Genomic DNA, 18,688 nt, shown 5'->3' with positions numbered 1-18,688 from the left:
TCAGACTGAATCAGGCGTCCGGCCATACAGTCCGGGCGCCTTTTCAATTATTCCGGCACGGCCTCGACATAATACCAGCGGCCCGATTTTTTGCGGAACCGGCTGTTTTCCCGGTGCACGTTGAGCTGCCCCCCGGAAAGATAGCGCGCCTCGAACAGCACCGTCCCGTCCCGGTCGTCTTCGCTGCCCTTGTCGGTTTCCAGAACCTTCAAGCCCGTCCAGTGGCTTTCCGCGGCCCAGCGCGCGGTTCCCGGGCCATCAAAGGACGCCTGGTATTTCGGCCAGAGCGTCTCCTTCAGATAGGCGATGTTCTCCCGGACATAGGCCGTATAGCGCGAACGCATCAAGGCCTCCGCCGTCTTGGGAGCGGCTTGTCCCGTCACATAGGGACCGCAACAGAGCTCGAACTCGGCTCCGCTGCCGCAGGGACAAGGTTGACCGGTCATCGGCATCTCCTTCGCTGATCGTCCAGCTCTCTACCACTTGGCATCCCGCCCCGCTATGGTCTGTGGTGACGATCCCGCAAACAGGCTGCTGCATGAAAATCGCGACCTTCAACATGGAATCCTTCGGTGACGACCGGCATGACCCGGCCGAACTGGCGCCCCGGCTGGACGCCCTCAGACCGAAGATCCTGGAGCTGGACGCCGACATTCTCTGCCTGCAGGAAGTCAATGCGCAAAAGCTTAAAGGCATGCCTGCCCGGCAGTTTCAAGCTCTTGACCTGCTTTTGGAGGCCACGCCCTACCGGAGCTTTCACCGCGCAACCAGTGAAAGGCCCTCCGGCAAGGGGCCCGGCGACCGGCACAATCTGGTGATCCTGTCCCGCTATCCGATCACCCGGACCGAAAGCCTCTACCAGGCCCATGCGCACCCGCCCCACTGGCAGCCCAAAACGGCGCAGCCCGCCTATGACCGGCCGCAGAGGATCGAATTCGACCGGCCGGTGCTCAAGGCTGAGATCGATATTGGCACCGGAAAACCGCTGCATCTGTTCTGTGTGCATCTGCGCGCGCCGATTGCCGCCATGATCCGGGGTGGCAAGCGCCCCGACCGCCGCTGGCGATCGGTTTCGGCCTGGGCGGAAGGCTACCAGCTGTCTGTGCTGAAACAGACCGCCCAGGCGCTGGAACTGCGCCTCGCGGTCGAGGATCTGTTCGCCGAGGATCGACAGGCACAGATCGTGCTCGCCGGAGATTTCAACGCCACCAGCGAAACCGGCACGATCCGGCTGCTGCGCGCCGATCCGGACGACACCGGTTCACCGGAGCTGGCGGACCACCGGCTTTACCAGCTCGACGCGGCCCTGCCTCCGGAAAAACGCAAGACCGTGATCCACCGGGGCAAGGGCCAGGCTCTGGACCACATTCTGGCGAGTGCGGAGATGGCGGGCCGAACCACAGACCTCAAGGTGTTTAACTACGATCTGCAGGATGAGGTCCTCAACAACAACGGCGAGGATTATGCCGGCTCTTATCATGCGGCCATGCTGGCGGAGTTCGAGATATAGAGCGTTTTTGCCGCGATCTTGATCAGGTCTGGCCACCCATTCGACGTCATCCTGAGGAGGGCCGAAGGTCCGTCTCGAAGGATCGGCAGCAAGTTCCACAACAAGTGGCCGATCCTTCGAGACAGCGCTAACGCGCTTCCTCAGGATGACGTCGAATGGGTGGCAAACTGCCTGTTCTTGCAGGTCTTACATGGCTGATGGAAATGAGCGGCAACCAACTTTGTTATGGCGCCAGCGAGCCGATATAGGCCGCAAGATTGGCGATTTCCGTGTTGCCGAGACTCATATTCGGCATCTGGGGATGCGGATTGGCAAGGAATGTTGCCAGTTTTTCTTCCGACCAGTCCGGATCCTTGGCCATGTCGTAAAAACTTGGCAGAGAGACACTGGAGGCAACCGCCTGATCCTCCGCCACCAGGTGGCAGGCGGAACACCATTGCAGGGCCAGCGCCTTGCCAGCGGCCGGATCGCCGGCCAGCGCCGGTTCCGTTGTCAGCAGGCCCATAACAAGCGCCGCAATCGCCGGAACAGCGGCTCGGTTCCGCCGGTTCACCACACTCGAATTTGTAACTGCACGTGTCATGGGATCTCCTTGGCTCGGCCGGCTACACGAAGACGACGGTCTTGTGCTCAACAGATTGCGATCTATCTGATCATGGTGCCTTGCGTTGGATCAAGACCTGCCGCACCCGTATGCAATTTGAGCGCGCATCACATTGATTTTCGCGTCAAAGCTTTGCAAGATCTGCCGCACATCGCCGGAGGACCTCATGAAGCATCACCTGAAATCAGCGTTTGTCGCGATATCCCTCGGGATCGCAGCCCTTTCCGGATCAGCGTTGCCACTCGCGGCGCAGGACGCTCCGATCTATTCCCTGAAGGACCGGTTCCAGCCGGTCACGGCTCAAAACGGCATGGTCGCCAGTCAGGAGGCGGTCGCGACAAAGGTCGGCGTCGCCATCCTGCAAAAGGGCGGCAACGCGGTTGATGCGGCGATCGCCACCGGGTTTGCCCTCGCCGTCACGCTGCCGCGCGCGGGCAATCTCGGCGGTGGCGGTTTCATGCTGATCCACATGGCCGAGGGCGGCGAAACCAAGGCGCTGGACTACCGCGAAAAGGCGCCCGCCGCCGCCTTCAAGGACATGTTCCTGGGAGAGGACGGTGAGCCGGACAATCAGAAGTCCCGCTTTTCGGGCCTGGCCGTCGGCGTGCCGGGCACGGTTGCCGGCTTTGCCGAAGCTTTCGAGAAACACGGCAGCGGCAAACTGACCTGGGCCGAACTTGTCGAGCCGGCGATTTCTCTTGCCCAAACCGGGATCACGGTTACCCCGGATCTGTCAGCGTCTCTGACCGCCTCCGCCAAGCGTCTTCTCAACGATCCCGCGTCCAAGTCCATTTTCTACAAGACCGGCGGCCTGCCCTATCTGCCGGGAGAGATCCTGAAACAGGAAGACCTGGCCGCCACGCTGCGCCGGATCGCCGACACGGGCGCGGCCGGCTTCTATACCGGAGAGACAGCGGAGAAGATCGCGCAAAAGGTCCAGGACGCCGGTGGCAGCATGACTGTCGAGGATCTGGCCGCTTACAAGCCGGTCTGGCGGACACCGGTCACGGGCAGCTATCGCGGCTATGACATTGCTTCCATGCCTCCGCCCTCGTCTGGCGGGGTGCATATCGTCGAAATCCTCAACATGCTCGAAACGTTTCCGGTCAGGGAATACGGCCTCAACTCCGCCGACAGCATTCATGTCATGGCGGAGGCCATGCGCCGCGCCTATGCGGACCGTTCCAAATTCCTCGGCGATCCGGACTATGTCGAGGTTCCGGTCAAGGGCCTGACCTCCCGCGCCTATGCCGCCGAGCTGGTCAAGACCATCCGGATGGATGCCGCTACCCCCTCCGAAGAGATCAAGCCGGCCGATCCCTATCCTTACGAAAGCAACGAGACCACGCATTTCTCCGTGGTCGACAAGGACGGCAATGCAGTCTCCAACACCTATACGCTGAATTTCTCCTATGGCGTCGGCCTGACCGCGGACGGCACCGGCGTCCTGCTCAACAACGAGCTGGATGATTTTTCCGCCAAACCCGGCGTTCCCAACGCCTATGGTCTTGTCGGCGGCACCGCCAATGCGGTCGAGGGCGGCAAACGGCCGCTTTCCTCGATGAGCCCGACCCTGGTGTTCAAGGACGGCAAGCTGTTCCTGGCGACCGGCTCGCCTGGCGGCAGCCGCATCATTACGACCACCTTGCAGATCATCCTGAACGTGATCGACCACCAGATGAACATCGCCGAGGCCACCGCCGCGCCGCGTATCCACAATCAGTGGCTGCCCGACGAGATCCGCATCGAGGAAGGCCTGTCGCCGGACACGGTCCGCCTGCTGGAAGGACGCGGCCACAAGGTCGAGGTCAAGAACGCCATGGGCTCGACCCAGTCGATCATGTCCATCGATGGCGTCCTGGCCGGCGCCTCCGATCCGCGCCGCCCCGGGGCACTGACGGCCGGGTACTGATCGGCGCAACAATTTGGTCCGGAGCCAGCGGCAGAGTGGCTCCGGTCTGAACCGGCGCGGATCGAAAGAATGACCGCTAGCAACCCAGCAGGTTTGTTTCGTCCCGGCGCAGGGTCAGGACTTCCACGCCAGTCCCGGTAACGGCAACCGTGTGTTCGAATTGCGCGGATAGCCTGCGGTCATCGGTCACGACCCGCCAGCCGTCACCCTCGGTCGAGACCTTGCGGCTGCCCTGGTTGAGCATGGGTTCGATGGTGAAGACCATGCCCTCGCGAAGTTTCATGCCTGTTCCGCGCCGGCCGAAATTCAGGACGTTCGGCTCCTCGTGCATGTCGCGGCCGATGCCGTGGCCGCAATAGTCGCGCACCACCGAGTATCCGTTCTTCCTGGCGTGGCGTTCGATGGCAAATCCGATATCACCCAGATGCGCTCCCGGGCGCACCTGCCGGATCCCCTGCCACATCGCGCTTTGCGCTGCCCGGACAAGGCGCCGGGCAGCCGGCGAAGCTTTCCCGATCACGTAGGTCTTGCTGGAATCGGCGATGAAGCCGTTCTTTTCCAGGGTGATGTCAAGATTGATGATATCGCCGTCGCGGATGATTTCGTCCTTGTCGGGAATGCCGTGACAGACAACATGATTGATCGAGCAATTGAGCACATGCTCGAAGCCGTATTGCCCCTTGCTTGCCGGCCGGGCGGCAAGGTCGACCGTTATGAACCTGTCGACCATATCGTTGACCTGCAGGGTCGACAGGCCGGCAAGGTCCTGTCTGTCCAGCATCTCGAAGACGGACGCCAGCAATCGACCGGACACCCGCATCAGTGCCAGTTCATCCGGTGTCTTGACCATGTCAGGCGGCGGCCTCTTCCGAAGCCTGGTCCCCGGCAGCCTCCAGCTGCATTTTCACGATCTCGTTGAAGGACAGCGTCGGATTGGCTTCGGCCAGCTTGCCGATTTTCATCCAGAACTCGGCCTGCGCATTGATGGAGCGGCACATGACGGCGCCTGCCCGCCGGATGTCCTCATGCAGCTCTTCGCCGATCTTCACAATTCCCATGGCCGTCTCCCAAACCCCTTTGATATATAAAACGTATACGTTTCATATAAAGAGTCAAGACTTGTCGGCAGTCCCCAAGGCCCGCGCCACAAGCCCGGCGAAACGCCGGTCGAGCGCCATGCGTTCCTCGGCCGGCATGTCCGGCCAAACGATCTGGCAGCCGACAAAGGCGGCATATTCGATCCGGGCAATGTCTTCGGCCAGGTCCGGGTCGAGCCCCTGGTCCCTGTAGAGGCCGGCGACAAAACCGGTGCGCAGGTCATCGACCTCGCGGACGATGGCGCGTGCCACCGGGTTCGCTTGCGCATATTGGCGGACCGCCCGTTCCAGCGCATGATCGGCGCTGTTGGCAAGCCTCGACAAGGTCTGTGCCCGCTGCTCGCCCGTTTCTGCCAACGCCTTTTCGGCAATGTCCAGCGTGTGCCGCTGTTTCCAGGCCTGCATCAGGTCCGCGACAAAGGCGTCGTGGTCGGCAAAGTGATGGTAAAACGACCCACGCGTCCGCTCCCCGGCCTCGCACAGCGCCTCGACGGTCAGTCCGGCAGGGCCTTGGCGCGTCAATTGCGTCAGACCAAGGCCCAGCCAGTCTGATTTTCCAAATCGTTTTTTCAGTTCAGAGCACTCCACCGGTGATGCCGAGCACCGCGATTGGCAGGAACAGCCAGCCTTGCGGCATGTTCTTGTATTTCTGCTTCTTGAGCGGCGGCACCGCAAGCCCCAGCAGACAGAAGCACGTCACCAGAGCGGTCGCGACCCAGCCGAGGTCCAGACTGTCCGCCCGCACGCCCGCAAGCGCGAACATGACCGCGATGACAGCCAGCACGATGGTGACAATGTGCCAGCAGTAATAGGTCACATATTTTGGCACCGGGTGCAGGTCCGCCTTGAGCAGCGGCACAGCGATGGTCCTGCCGCCGGCAAACGTGTGGATCAGGCAGACGGCAGCCGACAGGCCGGCAGCCGCTAACAGAAAGATATTCATCCAAACCTCCATAACATACTATACAGTATGGTATGTAAATGAAATCGAACAGGCCCCCAATGCGGCAAGCGGTCACATCCGCGCACCGCCTATTGTTAGCTTCAGGCGAAGGAGTGTTTGACAGCTTCGAAAGCCTTTGATAGCGCTATTCAAAGCGCTTTGGGAGACTTGTAGAAGCGCCCACCCACATCTGCCAACACCACATTTTCCAGGGAGAGGCTGCAATGCCGATCAAAGCCGTGGTTTGGGGCGAAAACGTCCATGAACAGAACAACAAGATTGTCGCGGAGACCTATCCGGGCGGCATGCATGCCTGCATTGCCGAGGCCCTAAACCAGGATCCGGAGATCAGCGCCACCACCGCCACCCTGCAGGAGCCGGACCACGGCCTGACTGCCGAGCGCCTTGCAGAGACCGACGTCTTGCTGTGGTGGGGCCATGCCGCCCATGGCGAGGTCTCCGATGCCGTGGTCGAGAGGGTCTGCGACGCCGTCTGGTCCGGCATGGGCATGCTGTTCCTGCATTCGGCCCATTTCGCCAAGCCCTTCAAGCGCCTGATGGGGGGCCCGTGCAATCTTACATGGCGTGAGGCCGGCGAGCGCGAACGCCTGTGGGTCACCAGCCGCAACCACCCGATCACAAACGGCCTTCCGGACAGTTTCGAGCTGGAGATGGAGGAAATGTACGGCGAACCCTTCGGTGTGCCCGAGCCCCTGGAAACGGTCTTCATCAGCTGGTTCCAGGGCGGTGAAGTGTTTCGCTCCGGCCTGACCTACAAGCGCGGCGCCGGCAGTATCTTCTATTTCCGCCCCGGCCACGAGACCTACCCGACCTACCACAACACGAATGTGCAGCAGGTCCTCAGAAACGGCGTCAAATGGGCGTTCAACCCGATGGCACGAGTTGCGGACCCGAATGCCGCCCCAAATGTCCCGGTCGAAGCCGCACCGGAAAAAATCGAGGAACGCGGACCCAAGCTCCACGCTCATGGCGAGGACGGCTTCCGCTAAGGACCTTTCCAGCCAGTTCGGACCGGTCTTTCCAAAGACCGGTCCACTCTTCCCGCCAACGCTGAGGAGACAGCAATGGCTTCAGCAGCAAAGCCGCTCCGGATCCTGATCCTTGGGACCGGCAACATGGCCCGCACCCATGCGGCCGCCTTTCTAAAGATCGACGGTGTGGAACTCGCCGCCGGGGTCGACCGGCGTGCCGGCGTGCTCGCCGAATTCTGCGACACCTATGACATTGCCAACCGGTTCGAGACGCTCGAGGAAGCACTCGCCTGGGGCGGCTTCGACGCCGCCGCCAACGTGACGCCCGATGCGGCCCATCACCCGACAACCCTTGCGCTTATGCATGCCGGCAAACATGTGCTCTGCGAAAAGCCGCTGGCGACCAACGCCGCCGATGCCTGGGAAATGACCGAACTCGCCCGCGCCAAGGGCCTGATCGGCATGGTCAACCTGAGCTACCGCAATGTCGCCGTCCTGCAAAAAGCCGCTGAACTGGTCGCCGAGGGAGCGATCGGGGCGCTGCGCCATTTCGAGGCCTCTTATTTGCAGAGCTGGCTGACTCAGCCCGCCTGGGGCGACTGGCAGACGGAAAGCCAGTGGCTGTGGCGCCTGTCGACGGCGCATGGCTCGAAAGGTGTGCTCGGCGATGTCGGCATCCATATCCTGGATTTTGTCACTTTCGCCGCCGGCAGCCCGGCAAGCGAACTTTCCTGCCGCCTGAAGACCTTCGACAAGGCCGAGGGCGGCCGGATCGGCGACTACACGCTCGACGCCAATGACAGTTTCACGCTGCAGGCGGAGTTGGAGAACGGCGCGCTCGGCACCGTCAGCGCCACCCGCTTTGCCTCCGGCCACCACAACGACCTGCGTCTGCGGCTTTACGGCACAAGGAGCGGTCTCGAGGTCCTGTTCGAAAAGCAGACGGAAACTTTGCGCATCTGCGACGGCGCAAATCTGGAGGCGGCCTCATGGCGGGAGGTTTCCGTCGAACCTGTGCCGACGGTCTATGAGCGGTTTGCCGCCGCAATCCTTAGCGGCGCGCCAGCGGACCCGGATTTCGACCACGGCGCCCGCCTGCAAGTGGCGCTGGATCTCGCCGAACGGTCCAATGCCGAAGGCGGCAGGTTCCTGAAGGTCTGAGAAGGGGCCCCGAAAGCAACCATGTGCCACGGCGGGGCAAAAGCCCCGCCGTGGCGAGTTGGGTACTTGAGGCAAAGCAGGAACGCGGCCCGGCCCCACAAAGGACGCCCCTCCGCTATCTGCACTGGCACTCTAGCCCGGCACCACCTGACACTTCCTTCAGGTTGCAGGCAGGGTTTGCATCAATGTTTAGACGAACCATGAAATAACGCTGGGCGAACGGTGATTGAACCGCGGTTTCCCGCTGTGCCTGGCCCAAAAACAAAAAACCGGCTTTCTTTCGAAAGCCGGCTTCTCGGGCCATTCGGCCGAACTGGAGCGGGCGAAGGGATTCGAACCCTCGACCCCAACCTTGGCAAGCGGGAAATTGTACTGTCGAAGCATTTGCGGAGATTGCTTTTGCGTTCATCTAAATACACCAGAGTGTCGGGTTCGGCCTTTGTTGGGGTTGGTAATTTATGAACCAACTTATACTCGAATTAATCGCCGTGAGTTGCAGCGAAATAGCGAGATGGTAACCACGGGGTGACCGTGGCGAATTGAACAAGTGAATGGAGTGGTGATTTCGCTCACCATGCCTACATTCTGCAAAGCTTGACCTGTCTTGGTCGATTAGGATAGCTGCAACTATGGGTTTTTGTTTTAAAATGCCAAGCCTTTAAGGATACAAGATTTATGGACGCTGACGATCACCCTGTGGAAACGATATTGGCTGAAGCGCGCCGCTTTATGGTGCCGCTTTATCAAAGAAAATATCAGTGGGGCGATGAGCGGCTCGTACCATTCTGGGAAGACGTTGAAGCTAAAGCTAGCGAAGTTCTAGAGGGGGAGAGCAAGTTCCAGCACTATATGGGTGCATTGATCTTGGCACCTATTGGGGAAGGCGCACAGATCGGTGTGACGCCCCGTGTGCAAGTCGTTGATGGTCAACAGCGACTAACAACATTCCAGCTTTTTCTTGTGGCACTACGCGAAGTTGCTCGCCAGCACGAATGCCTCGACATTATCTCGTATGTCCAAGATTACATTTTTAACCCTTTAAAAAGCAAAGACTCGGACCCACTGACGCGGTTCAAGCTGACCCCGACACCATCGGATCGAGAGGTGTTTCACGACATTCTCGACCTCGATTACTGGAAAGTTCGGGGCAAGTATGGGCGTTATTACTGGGGTACCGGCGTTCCGAAAAATACACCACTTCGTGCTCTCCGGGCATATGACGAATTCAAAAAGCGTATAAGTCGCTTCTGCCAATACGGTCCAGTTATTAATGAATATGAGAACGATATTGAAGCGGCCGAGGAAGCGGATACGGGAGAGGCGATAGAATTAAGGTTGGAAGCCTTATTAAAAGCGCTTCTTAATCGGATGAAGCTTGTTGTCATTACTCTGGGTGAAGACGATGATGCGCAAGTGATCTTTGAAACCCTAAACTCCAAGGGTGAGCCGCTCTTGGCAATGGACCTTGTCCGGAATAACATTTTTTACCGAGCTGAAAAGCAGACAGCGCAAATCGAAGAGCTTTACAAGGAGCTGTGGGATCCCTTTGATGCAGCTTGGTGGCGAGAGGCCGCGCCTTTTGCGCGTCCGAAACGACCGCGTATCGACCATTTTCTTTCGCATGTACTGACAGCAGAGACTGGCGAGAAGATATCCATGCGCGAGCTCTATGCTGAATATCGCGCATTCGCTGTACCAAAAGGGCGACCGCGTTTTCCAAACGTTGAAGACGAACTCCGACTCCTCGAACGGCATGCTCCAACTTACGAAACGCTAGAAGGGCGAAAATCGTCGAACGAGACTATAGCGTGGCTAGGTCGTAAACTTGCCGCATGGCAAGTAACGACCGCATATCCGGTCGCCCTTCAAATTGCCGTCGCAAACGTCGATGGCGGGGAAAAAGATGTTCTCGCACGCCTGATCTATTCATACATCGTTCGGCGTGCGATGTGCGGACTGACTGCAAAGAACCTCAATCGCGTTTTTCAAGCTATTGCACAGAGGTTTGTAGAATCGGGTCCATCGGTGTCGACGCTTGTTGAATTTTTCGATGAGAGGCCCGGCAATAGCACGCGCTTCCCTAGTGACCAGGAAGTTCGAAGTGGGTTATTGAGCAAGCCTCTGTATCAGAACGCACCAGATGCTCGGAACAAGGACATCTTGTGGGAATTAGAATTAGCAAGTCGGTCAAAGCTCGCTGAAAAAATCGAGATGCCTGATGGTCTGTGGACCGAGCATGTAATGCCGGTTTCGTGGACGGACGAGTGGCCATTTCCTGGCGGAGTAATTCTTGAGCGATCTTCCCCTGACCCGCGAGTAGCCGTCAGAAACGAGCTTCTTCACACGATAGGAAATTTGACGCTTATCTCTGGCAGTCTGAACATTTCCTCGGGGAACAAGAGCTATTCGAAAAAGAAAGAAAAATTCGAAGAGCACTCAGGATTGTTTCTGAACAAGTGGTTCAACAAGGCGGGTTTTTGGGACGAGAACTCGATACGTATGCGAAGTCAAAAGCTTGCGGATGATGCGCTTAAGATCTGGCTTGGCATTGAAAAATATGGCGGCAAGATTCACCAAACGTAGTGCGTCCGTTTCGAAGTGGTGGTGTGAGAATGATCATAGCCGACGTCAGATCTGTAACATAATGGAGCTTATGCGAGGCCGCTAAATTGGCTTTGGGCCTCTTATTTTTATTGGTCGAACCACCAAACGATAGTTTGATGGGTTGCAGGGACCTATCCACTAAGAAAACCCTAGTAGTAAAAAGAAATCAGCAGATTCCAAAATTGACAATCAAAATTGGGGATGTTCTATTTTGGGTTGCACTAGATCGATATTTCCAATCCCCCCTTGGAACGTCTAAATTAACTATAGATGAACTGATGACCAATATATATATATCAGTTATATTTTGGAGCTATGCTCATGTTAAAGCAATTTAAACCTATGAAGCGATGGACTTTAGGGCATCTCCACAGGAGCCTTCATTACTTAAGTGAGCAGACGCCTAAAAACATTACGGGCGTGTCGGAAGTTGGTCTTGAATACACGATATACGACCGTTCAAGATTTAAATCTGGCAGGGGGATAATACACGCACTTACCGTGCAAAGTAATATACGGGTAAAATCTAATTCTTTTGATGATTATGTATTAGTTTTCAATTTTTATAGGGAATTAAAATCAAAATATAGCAAGTTACATATACTCTCAAGAATATTAAAAGTATATCATCTAGATCATAAATTACCAATACCTAAGCAAAAATTGTACTCACATTTTGGGAATATGGATATGAATCCGTTCCCTTTTAAGAATGAGTTTCGACAATATACGAAAATTAGAAAAATACATTATTATATCGGAGGATGGTCAAAAGAAAGATTGGAAGGTCTTTTAGATATTTCCGAATTGGCAGCAAAAAGAGAAGCAGACCGAACCCATTATAAAATCACAAATCTTAGAGATGGCAAATCATTCAATTTAATAACTACATTTACTTCGATATTTCTAGCATATTTAGCTATTTCACCTAAAACATCCTCTGATGTAGACATCAGTGGAATATTTGTCAAATTTCTTAAAAGGTTAGAAGTTCCTGGAGGTTTTGACCCTCTTTGGGCAAATATATTTACATGTATCGCCATTTGGTTTGCGATACGCTTTGTATTTATTGCCTATTCGACGATTAGGATTTTTTGGCTATCACGCCATCTTGGGGAAATTGAACTATTGGATTTTGCGATCCGAATGGCTGCCTCATCGAGGCTTCCGCGCACTTTCGAACTAAAACAAGTGTCTCAAAGGGACAGCTTCACCAACTAAAATCAGTCTCATTTGAGATTAAAGGGCTTATCCAAGTGGTTGGGACGTAGGAATTGTCATAATCGATCTTATGCGAATTCGTGTTCGTGGTGCGCCTACCAAATCAGCCGGTGCCCAATCCGGTCCAATCGTTCAATCCTGCTTTCATAATCCGGCATGATTGTTTCAAGTGAACGCCAGAAACGATGCGAATGATTGTGTTCGAGGACGTGGCAAGCTTCATGGGCAATGACATAGTCGATGAGGGACGTCGGAGCCATGACAAGGCGCCAATTCAGTCTGATCTTGCCGCTCTTGTCGCAACTTCCCCAACGCTTTGATTGATCGACGACACGAAGGGCAGGGGGGGAAATGCCAAGATCGGAACTGACAATTTCGAGCCTCTCGGGAAATCGAGCTTTCGCCTTTTCCATGTACCAATGGCGCAATCCGGAGCGAATTGCAGATCGGCGGACAAGTTCGTTCTGCTGTGGCAAGACGGGGGCCACAAGCGTTTGGCCGCGCGCCGCCACACGGGTCAAGACAGCTGCCGGATCTTCAATCACCCGAAGCCGGTAAGGCCGACCGAGATAGTGGAAGCTCTCCCCGCTCACAAACTCTTTCGGCTGCGTTTCGGTCGCCAGATCGCGGTAGGCTGACTGCTTCTTGAGGACCCAAGGCGCCTTTTTCCGGACATAACCATTCACATCGCTGTCGGTCATGTCCACAGGCGCAAGCACCCGTATTCCGTCAAACCCGACGGAGATTGCGACCGTCTTCCGGCGAGACGTGCGTTCCAGTCGATAGGTGATCGTCTCGCCGCCATAGGAAAACTTTTGCTCGGGCGCTGTGCTCATTTTACAAGCCTTGCCCGCGCCACATCCATGATCTTGGCGGTTGATGCCTCCATCGCACTGAAGTCCGCTTTGGCCGAACGAAGATGCTCCTTGATCTTGCGGCGCATCTGGCGCTGCACGTCTTCCTTCATTTGCCAGTCGATGACCTGGGCCATCTCTTCGAGATCGGTTGCGATATGGGTTGCGATTTCCTGGCGCGTCGCTTCATCGACGTCGGGCGCAAAGTCTATCAGCGGCAGGATGGCACCGGATGTTCCGGACAAGTGGTATCCTACTGAACCTCGTCGCAGTTCTGCCGAACGGCTGGCAAGTTCGTCCAGCCGGGCAAGCTGGCTTGCCGCGCTGACACGGTCAGTCCTTCGCCGCGATATGAGCTCTTCTAGGTCTTCCCACAGCGACGAATAGGCCGTCGGGTTTTCTTCCCGGTGGACATGGATTTCGTGCCGAATGGCATGCTCTATCCGGGCAGCCTTGGCCTCTTCCGAATGCAATTCGGCGACGCTTTGCAGGAATGCGGGATCGAGAATGTCCGTCGGCTGCAAGAGCTGTTCGACACCTTCCGATTGAAGATGCGAGGCAATCAAATCACCGACTTTTGCGCCATAGGGCCGTACATCAAAACGCTCGTCGCTGAACGTCCGGCGCGCAACTGCCCTTACCCGCGACAACCATTTAAGGTCGCTGGCATAGGGCTCTTCCAACGCTTTCGGATCGGGGAGCACCATATCCATCGCTTCCGCGAAGCGCTGGTAGTCGAGTTCGAAGCGGGCGCGAATGTCTTCCTGCTCCAGCAGAAGCACGCAAGCTTCCTCATCAGTCCGGTCGATATTGTCGAACAGGCGCATTGCTGCCCGGTGGCGGCTTTCAAGAAGCTGATATTTCTCCGAAGCTGGGCGCATGGCCGAGAGGACACCGTCGTCCTCAGAAAACATTTCGAGCGCTTCCGAGATGCGGCGGTTGTCACCCCAATAGTCGACAATTAGTCCGTACTTCTTGCCGTCGGCCGTCCGGTTCACGCGTGCGATTGCCTGGAGCAGCGTATGCTCCCGCAAAGGCGCATCGAGGTACAGCACCTGCTCAACCGGCGCATCAAAGCCTGTCAGCAGCATGTCGCAGACAACGAGGATCTTCAGCGGATCATTCTTGCGCTTGAAGCGAGCGACCAGGTCTTCGCGCTCGCGCTTGGAGTGATGATGCCGTTGCAGCCGCGCGCTGTCATTGTTGGCAGTGGACATGATCACGGCGCATTCCGGCGCGCCGAGATCGCGAAGCGTCTCGACATAGGTAACGGCCACATCGCGGCTGGCTGTCACGATCTGCGCCTTGAAGCCGTTTGGTTCAATCGTTGAGCAGTAATGGGCCAGAATGTCCTGACAGATCATCCGCACCCGCTGTTCCGCTCCGGCCACCTTCTCCTGCAAGCGCGTGCCGCGCTTCAGTTTCTGGATCTCCTCGTCACTTAGTTCCGGAAATGCATTGCGAATATCGGCTTCGAGTTCCCGCCCATGAACGCGCATGCGGGCATCCCGCATCTCGTAGAAGATCGGGACCGTTGCCTCATCTTTCACCGCCTGGTGAATGAGATAGCGATGAATGTAGTCGCCGAACACACGCCGGGTCGCCCGGTCCTTCTTGTCAATCGGCGTACCTGTGAAGGCGATCATGGTGGCATGTGGCAGGCCAGCGCGCATGCGGGCAGCCAATGCGCCATACTGGGTGCGGTGCGCTTCATCAACCATGACAAAGATGTTTTCGCCTTCCGAGATCACGTCGGTCCGTTTCGGAACAGCTGACTGGAACTTGTGAACCGTTGTCAGCACCGTGGTGCCCGCCCCGCCGGATAGCAGATCGCGCAAATGCTCGCCGCTCTCTGCCTGAACCGGATTGGGGAAGCCCGCACGCTGGAACTGGCCAGTGATCTGGCCGTCAAGTTCGGTCCGGTCGGTGACGATCACAAGCGTCGGGTTTTCGGCCTCCGGCAACCGGCGCAGCTTGATGGCGAGGAACACCATGGTCAGCGACTTGCCTGACCCTTGAGTATGGTGGATCACCCCGCCGCGCTTTTCCGGCCGGGGGGCGAAGCGGATGCGCTCGATGGTCCGGCCCACCGCCACATATTGCTGATAGCGGGCAATCTTCTTGATCCGCTTGCCTTCAATGGTCTCGAAGATGATGAAGTTGCGGACCAGATCGAGCAGGTTTTCCGGCGCCAGCATTCCGGCAAGCAGGGCATCTTGTGGTGTCGGGGTCCGGCCCAGCCGCGAGGACAATGCGTCGCTGCTCATGGGGTACGGATCGCGCCAGTCAGCCCAGAAGCGGGGTGGCGTGGCGGTCGTTCCGCTCTTGGCGACATCACGCGCAAGGGCAAGCGAGAGCTGCGAAACCTCGAACAGGCGCGGCGCGCCAAGACCCTGAAACTCCTCACGCCCCTCATAGCGGCGGAACTGGCGCAGTGCTTCGCCTATCGGGTCCGACAGTGCAGGCGACTTGCATTCGATCACCACAAGGGGAATGCCGTTCACATAGAGGATGATATCCGGGACGATCTCCTGACGCGGTCCCTTGACTGTGACCTGACGGGCAAACTCGAATGTGTTCCTGTCTTCCTTATCGAAATCGAAATAGCGCACGCTCCGGTCCTGCCGGCGTCCGGCAGAATCCGTGTGTGGCAGCGTGATGCCATAGGTCAGCGCGGTGTAGGCTTTCTCGTTTGCGTCAATCAGGTCAACGGCCGAGATGCGCGTGATGGCGGCAATGGCGCGGCGTATGCCGTCTTCATCAATCCATGGATTGAGGGTCTTGAGTTGGGTTTCGAGCCGACGGGTCAGCAAGACATCGGTTGGGCCATCGCGCATGCTCGCGACATCGCCGGGCAGAAGTTCGCGATAATCGAACAGCACCCGCAGCAGGTCGGCTGCCGGGTCTTCGACAAACTCGCTTTCCAGCCGGTCGCGGTCGGTGTTCATGCAGTCACCGCTTCGGATTTTGACGCTTCCGCCTGCCGGTTCTCAAACCGGGCAATCATGGCGGCGGGGAGGCGCAGCCTTCCCGACAAAAGTTCCTGGGCCAGCGCAGCGCGGGTATTCTGAAGTTCGGCGAGTGAACGTTTCTCCGTTTCTATGCGGCGATCGAACGCTTCACCGACATCCGCAATCTTTTCCTGCTCGTCCTTTCGTGGAAGCAGGATCTGGAGACGCTTGAACGGCGGCATGTAGATATCCGGCAGCACCGATCCAGCCATGAGGCGCTGCCATTCTCTTTGCATGTGACGGAAGACTTGCATCAGGTATCCGGGGACCAGCTTTGGGCCGCAAACCCAATTTGCAAAATGCTGACTGGTACACATCTCACGGCCCATGATCGAACTTCGTCCGACATTGGCGGTTCGTTGAAACACTACAGTCCCTGTCGGAAGCATCCTTGCAGAAGAATTCTTCAAACCTTCAGGCCCAATGGTTTCCGCAGTTTCGGAAATCGTGTTCCGTGTCAGCGCATCTGCATCTTGCAGCGATATCCACGGAATATCGCCTTCCCAATAATGGGCCTGCTTTCGGTCAGGCGTGTGACCGCTTTCGAGCTTCGCGACACTGGTGAGACGGACCATCTTCCAGTCAGTCGGGATTTGCTCGATCCCTTCTGCGACGCGGCCCAGAACCCAACGTTCAGGCAAGTCTTTCATGGGCACACCTGCGCGGCGAATGCCCTTGGTCAGCAACTCGCGCATGACCGCCTTCTTGCTCTCGCCAAGAGTGCCGATCAGTTCCCGTTTGCGCGCAATTGCGTCCTCGACCGACTGCAGGACTTCGGCGATGGCCAACTGCTCGGCATAGGGAGGGATAAAAACAGGGATCGAGCCAAAATCAGAGAAGGATGTGTTCTTTCGCTTGCCTTCAAGATTGCCACCCTGACTAAGCGCCTCGTATCGCCCAACCATACGTGGAAGCCGTATCAAAGCTTCCAAGTATGACGGGTCAACCCCCGCTTCGTGCACGAAAACGTTGTATGCAGGGCTGATCATTCCAGGTGAATTGCCGTGAAATCGGCCCACAGCACCGTAGTACATTGCCATTGGCGCCATGGCGAACTGGCCAGGCTGGATAACCTTGTATCGAGAGACGTCGGCGCTGGCGATTTCCTTGCCGTAGGTATCGGATTGGGGAACAACGCCGCCTTTCGTTACGCTAAGCAAGGGTAGGCGGGGACCACTTCCGACAGGCACCTCAATTTCCCGGCAAATCTCCTTGAGCCTGATTTCCGCCCAACCGGAGGGGACTTCAACCGACATAGCCCATCTCTTTCAGCAGCTCATTCATGCGGGCTTCGGCAGCGTCGCGGGCTTTCTCCGCTTCCCAGAGCTTGTCCAGCTCGGCTTTCACGTTAATGGGCTTTTCCGGTTCGAGCGTGTCGATGTAGCGCGAGATGTTTAGATTGAAGTCATTCTCCTCGATCTCGGTCATGGGAACGATGCGGCTGAAACGCTCCGTCTCGATCCGGTTGCGATAGGTATCGACAATTGTCCTGATATTGCCGTCACCGAGCACAGCCTTCTTCGGCCGTTCCTCATATTCCTTGGAGGCGTGGATGAAGAGAACGTTGCCGCGCTGCTCCGGCGCCTTATTACGGTTGAGAATGAGCACGATGGCCGGAATGCCGGTTCCCGCAAACAGGTTTTCCGGCAGGCCGATGATCGCCTCGATCAGGTCTTCCTCCAGCAGCGCCTTGCGGATGCGCCCGTCGCCGGACCCGCGAAACAGGACACCATGCGGCATGACCACGCCGCAGACGCCATCCTTGTTGAGCGTCGCGAGCATGTGCTGCACAAAGGCATAGTCACCGATGTTCTTGGCCGGGATGCCATACTTGAAGCGGTTGAAGCTCACCTTCTCGCCTTCGCCGCCTGCTTCATCCGCACCCCACTTGTCGAGCGAGAAGGGTGGGTTCGCTATCACCCGGTCATAGAGAATGAGATTTCCGTCGCCATCGAGCAGGCGCGGATTGCGGATCGTGTCGCCTTTCTCGATGCGGGCATCGCGCAGCCCATGCAGCAGCAGGTTCATCTTGGCGATGGCCCATGTGCCGAGATTGCGCTCCTGCCCGTGCAGCGTGACATTGATCGACTCGCCAAGGCGCTTGCCTTGTTTGGTACCGACATATTCCGCGCTTTGGATCAACATGCCGCCGGAACCGCAGGTGGGGTCGCAGATGCGCATGCCGGGTGCAGGATCGAGCAGTTGCACGATCAGGTTGACCACCTGGTGCGGGGTATAGAACTCGCCGCCCTTCTTACCTGCGTCATCGGCAAAATATTCGATCAGGTATTCATAGGCCCGGCCCAGCATGTCCGGTTCGGAGAGCGACCGGTTGGCGAGATTGATGCGCGAGAAATGGTCGACCAGGCCTGCAAGGACGACCTCCTTGTTCTTGGGGTCACCAAGGCGGGATTCGCTGTTGAAGTCGATGTTGACGAGGACGCCTTCAATCGCCGGATTGGCGTCTTCCAGCGCTTCGCATGCCTTGTTCAGCGTCTGGCCGATCTCGACCGTCGTCTTCTTGATCTTGTTCCAGCGCGCACGCTCCGGCACGAAGAACTCGTGCTCGTCAGGATCGCTATAGGCAATGTCAGCCGGAAGACCGTCGCGGATGAGCTCCGTGGCCTCTTCTTCGAAGCGGTCGGAAAGGCGCTTCAGAAACAGGAAGCCGAGGATGTAGACCTTGTAGTCCGAACTGTCGATCGAGCCGCGCAGATAGTCGGCTGCCTGCCAAAGATGATTGTTGAGCGCGTCGCGCGTCAGCTTTTCCATTCCCATC

16 protein-coding genes are annotated in these 18,688 nt (G+C 57.3%); 6 read left to right on the top strand and 10 right to left on the bottom strand.

Going from position 1 to position 18,688, the window contains the following annotated elements; all coding sequences use genetic code 11:
* Window positions 1–47 precede the first annotated feature (47 nt).
* Window positions 48–446, bottom strand: a complete 399-nt coding sequence (locus tag M0H32_RS09410) for a YchJ family protein (protein ID WP_248153323.1) — start codon at window positions 444–446, stop codon at window positions 48–50.
* A 92-nt stretch (window positions 447–538) separates the two neighbouring features.
* On the opposite strand from M0H32_RS09410, the gene M0H32_RS09405 reads away from it, so the two are divergent.
* Complete coding sequence (locus tag M0H32_RS09405; protein ID WP_248153322.1) at window positions 539–1,510, top strand: endonuclease/exonuclease/phosphatase family protein; 972 nt, start codon at window positions 539–541, stop codon at window positions 1,508–1,510.
* A gap of 223 nt (window positions 1,511–1,733) precedes the next feature.
* On the opposite strand, the gene M0H32_RS09400 is transcribed toward M0H32_RS09405, so the two are convergent.
* Complete coding sequence (locus tag M0H32_RS09400) at window positions 1,734–2,093, bottom strand: c-type cytochrome (RefSeq protein ID WP_248153321.1); 360 nt, start codon at window positions 2,091–2,093, stop codon at window positions 1,734–1,736.
* A gap of 187 nt (window positions 2,094–2,280) precedes the next feature.
* Here M0H32_RS09400 and ggt point away from each other — a divergent pair, with 187 nt between their 5' ends.
* Complete coding sequence (gene ggt / locus M0H32_RS09395; protein ID WP_248153320.1) at window positions 2,281–4,026, top strand: gamma-glutamyltransferase; 1,746 nt, start codon at window positions 2,281–2,283, stop codon at window positions 4,024–4,026.
* Between the two features lie 76 nt (window positions 4,027–4,102).
* Here ggt and map read toward each other — a convergent pair whose 3' ends face one another.
* Genes map through M0H32_RS09375 form a run of 4 tightly spaced genes read right to left on the bottom strand, consistent with a single transcriptional unit; the run spans window position 4,103 to window position 6,066 of the window.
* Entirely contained in the window at window positions 4,103–4,876 is a 774-nt protein-coding gene (gene map, locus M0H32_RS09390) for a type I methionyl aminopeptidase (RefSeq protein ID WP_248153319.1), read from the bottom strand.
* Between the two features lies 1 nt (window position 4,877).
* A complete protein-coding gene (locus M0H32_RS09385; RefSeq protein WP_248153318.1) occupies window positions 4,878–5,084 on the bottom strand; it encodes a ParD-like family protein in 207 nt (68 codons plus the stop codon).
* A 54-nt stretch (window positions 5,085–5,138) separates the two neighbouring features.
* Entirely contained in the window at window positions 5,139–5,645 is a 507-nt protein-coding gene (locus tag M0H32_RS09380; protein WP_248153317.1) for a TetR/AcrR family transcriptional regulator, read from the bottom strand.
* Window positions 5,646–5,697: 52 nt separating this feature from the next.
* Entirely contained in the window at window positions 5,698–6,066 is a 369-nt protein-coding gene (locus M0H32_RS09375) for a hypothetical protein (protein ID WP_248153316.1), read from the bottom strand.
* A 224-nt stretch (window positions 6,067–6,290) separates the two neighbouring features.
* Between M0H32_RS09375 and M0H32_RS09370 the strand changes: the two genes are divergently transcribed.
* The 4 genes from M0H32_RS09370 (at window position 6,291) to M0H32_RS09355 (ending at window position 12,044) form a co-directional block, all read left to right on the top strand.
* Window positions 6,291–7,076, top strand: a complete 786-nt coding sequence (locus M0H32_RS09370; RefSeq protein ID WP_248153315.1) for a ThuA domain-containing protein — start codon at window positions 6,291–6,293, stop codon at window positions 7,074–7,076.
* A 75-nt stretch (window positions 7,077–7,151) separates the two neighbouring features.
* Window positions 7,152–8,219 (top strand): Gfo/Idh/MocA family protein, encoded by a 1,068-nt coding sequence (locus tag M0H32_RS09365; RefSeq protein ID WP_248153314.1) that lies wholly within the window; start codon window positions 7,152–7,154, stop codon window positions 8,217–8,219.
* A 675-nt stretch (window positions 8,220–8,894) separates the two neighbouring features.
* Complete coding sequence (locus M0H32_RS09360) at window positions 8,895–10,802, top strand: DUF262 domain-containing protein (protein ID WP_248153313.1); 1,908 nt, start codon at window positions 8,895–8,897, stop codon at window positions 10,800–10,802.
* Window positions 10,803–11,144: 342 nt separating this feature from the next.
* The gene (locus M0H32_RS09355; protein WP_248153312.1) at window positions 11,145–12,044 is read left to right on the top strand and encodes a hypothetical protein; all 900 of its coding nucleotides are present in this window, start codon (window positions 11,145–11,147) and stop codon (window positions 12,042–12,044) included.
* A 95-nt stretch (window positions 12,045–12,139) separates the two neighbouring features.
* On the opposite strand, the gene M0H32_RS09350 is transcribed toward M0H32_RS09355, so the two are convergent.
* From M0H32_RS09350 to M0H32_RS09335, 4 genes are read right to left on the bottom strand one after another with little or no spacing between them, the layout of a single operon-like run.
* Window positions 12,140–12,880, bottom strand: coding sequence for a M48 family metallopeptidase (locus M0H32_RS09350; protein WP_248153311.1), 741 nt, complete (start codon window positions 12,878–12,880; stop codon window positions 12,140–12,142).
* Complete coding sequence (locus tag M0H32_RS09345; protein ID WP_248153310.1) at window positions 12,877–15,846, bottom strand: type I restriction endonuclease subunit R; 2,970 nt, start codon at window positions 15,844–15,846, stop codon at window positions 12,877–12,879. The genes M0H32_RS09350 and M0H32_RS09345 overlap by 4 nt, the downstream gene beginning before the upstream one ends.
* Window positions 15,843–17,165 carry a restriction endonuclease subunit S gene (locus tag M0H32_RS09340; protein WP_248153309.1) on the bottom strand — a complete coding sequence of 441 codons (1,323 nt, stop codon included), beginning with the start codon at window positions 17,163–17,165 and terminating at the stop codon, window positions 15,843–15,845. Before M0H32_RS09340 ends, M0H32_RS09345 begins: the two co-directional genes overlap by 4 nt.
* Entirely contained in the window at window positions 17,155–18,681 is a 1,527-nt protein-coding gene (locus M0H32_RS09335) for a type I restriction-modification system subunit M (protein WP_248153308.1), read from the bottom strand. The genes M0H32_RS09340 and M0H32_RS09335 overlap by 11 nt, the downstream gene beginning before the upstream one ends.
* Window positions 18,682–18,688 lie beyond the last annotated feature (7 nt).

The sequence above is a fragment of the Roseibium sediminicola genome, from assembly GCF_023156505.1.
Classification (GTDB): domain Bacteria; phylum Pseudomonadota; class Alphaproteobacteria; order Rhizobiales; family Stappiaceae; genus Roseibium; species Roseibium sediminicola.
This window is presented reverse-complemented; position numbering and strand designations above follow the sequence as displayed.

Excerpts from the sequence above, each read along its gene's own strand:
- M0H32_RS09340 (WP_248153309.1), bottom strand. The coding sequence starts at position 17,165 with ATGTCGGTTGAAGTCCCCTCCGGTTGGGCGGAAATCAGGCTCAAGGAG.
- M0H32_RS09365 (WP_248153314.1), top strand. The coding sequence starts at position 7,152 with ATGGCTTCAGCAGCAAAGCCGCTCCGGATCCTGATCCTTGGGACCGGC.
- M0H32_RS09345 (WP_248153310.1), bottom strand. The coding sequence starts at position 15,846 with ATGAACACCGACCGCGACCGGCTGGAAAGCGAGTTTGTCGAAGACCCG.
- M0H32_RS09360 (WP_248153313.1), top strand. The coding sequence starts at position 8,895 with ATGGACGCTGACGATCACCCTGTGGAAACGATATTGGCTGAAGCGCGC.
- M0H32_RS09350 (WP_248153311.1), bottom strand. The coding sequence starts at position 12,880 with ATGAGCACAGCGCCCGAGCAAAAGTTTTCCTATGGCGGCGAGACGATC.
- M0H32_RS09400 (WP_248153321.1), bottom strand. The coding sequence starts at position 2,093 with ATGACACGTGCAGTTACAAATTCGAGTGTGGTGAACCGGCGGAACCGA.
- M0H32_RS09410 (WP_248153323.1), bottom strand. The coding sequence starts at position 446 with ATGACCGGTCAACCTTGTCCCTGCGGCAGCGGAGCCGAGTTCGAGCTC.
- ggt (WP_248153320.1), top strand. The coding sequence starts at position 2,281 with ATGAAGCATCACCTGAAATCAGCGTTTGTCGCGATATCCCTCGGGATC.
- M0H32_RS09405 (WP_248153322.1), top strand. The coding sequence starts at position 539 with ATGAAAATCGCGACCTTCAACATGGAATCCTTCGGTGACGACCGGCAT.
- map (WP_248153319.1), bottom strand. The coding sequence starts at position 4,876 with ATGGTCAAGACACCGGATGAACTGGCACTGATGCGGGTGTCCGGTCGA.
- M0H32_RS09385 (WP_248153318.1), bottom strand. The coding sequence starts at position 5,084 with ATGGGAATTGTGAAGATCGGCGAAGAGCTGCATGAGGACATCCGGCGG.
- M0H32_RS09375 (WP_248153316.1), bottom strand. The coding sequence starts at position 6,066 with ATGAATATCTTTCTGTTAGCGGCTGCCGGCCTGTCGGCTGCCGTCTGC.
- M0H32_RS09370 (WP_248153315.1), top strand. The coding sequence starts at position 6,291 with ATGCCGATCAAAGCCGTGGTTTGGGGCGAAAACGTCCATGAACAGAAC.
- M0H32_RS09335 (WP_248153308.1), bottom strand. The coding sequence starts at position 18,681 with ATGGAAAAGCTGACGCGCGACGCGCTCAACAATCATCTTTGGCAGGCA.
- M0H32_RS09355 (WP_248153312.1), top strand. The coding sequence starts at position 11,145 with ATGTTAAAGCAATTTAAACCTATGAAGCGATGGACTTTAGGGCATCTC.